General features: G+C 68.7%; 1 protein-coding gene. It reads left to right on the top strand.

The annotated features are described in order from the left end of the window. Positions 1-864, top strand: an 864-nt coding sequence (locus AB0M20_RS45670) for an alpha-amylase family glycosyl hydrolase (protein ID WP_364307947.1), incomplete at its 5' end; no start/stop codon positions are given. Between the last annotated feature and the right edge of the window lie 151 nt (positions 865-1,015).

Here is a 1,015-nt window from a genome sequence, read left to right as displayed (position 1 = left end):
GCGTCGTGGTTCCGGCTGCGCTGGCCGGGCCCTTCGTACGACACCTTCGAGGGGCACGGCGGTCTACCTGCACTCAACCACGCCGAGCCGGCCGTCGCGGACCTCGTCGTGGACGTCATGCGGCACTGGCTTTCGCGCGGGGCGGACGGCTGGCGGCTGGACGTCGCCTACGCCGTACCCGGGGAATTCTGGTCCTCGGTCCTGCCTCGGGTGCGGGAAACCCATCCGGACGCGTATTTCGTGGGCGAGGTCATCCACGGCGACTATGCGTCGATCATCTCGAACTCCACGATGGACAGTCTCACGCAGTACGAGCTGTGGAAGGCGATCTGGAGTGCGCTGTCGTCGCGCAACTTCTACGAGCTCGACCACGCGCTGGAGCGGCACAACGGCTTCCTGGACACCTTCGTGCCACTGACCTTCGTCGGCAACCACGACGTGACGCGGCTCGCCAGCCAGTTGAACGACGAACGCGATGTGGCCCTGGCCGTCGCGGTGCTGATGACGGTGGGTGGGACGCCGTCGATCTGGGCGGGCGACGAGCAGGGCTTCACCGGCGTCAAGGAGGATCGCGAGCACGGCGACGACGCGGTGCGGCCGCCTTTCCCGGCGACGCCGGACGATCTGGTGCCCTACGGATGGCCGATCTATCACCGGCATCAGGAACTGATCTCGGTGCGGCGGCGCAATGCCTGGTTGCACCGGGCACGGACCCGGCGGGTCCATCTGACCAACGAGGAGTATGCGTACGAGGCCTACGACGGGACCGACACGCTGCTGGTGCGATTGAACGCCGGCGAGAAGGCGGCCGAGATCGCGGGCGCGCAGGTGCCGGCGCACTCGTTCGTCATCGGCGCGCAGTAACCCGCACCCGGCCGAACTGGACGACCAGAAGCACGAGGGCCACCGCCTCCATCGACGCGCCGACCAGCGAGGTGGAGGCGTAGCCGTGGCCGGCCGTGATGGCCCGGGCGGCGAAATAGGCGCCGACAGCGCCGCCGCTCTTCTCCACCGG

This window comes from Actinoplanes sp. NPDC051633 (assembly GCF_040681735.1).
Classification (GTDB): Bacteria; Actinomycetota; Actinomycetes; order Mycobacteriales; family Micromonosporaceae; genus Actinoplanes.
The sequence above is the reverse complement of the archived record's forward strand: the minus strand, read 5'-3'. Positions and strand labels throughout refer to the sequence as shown.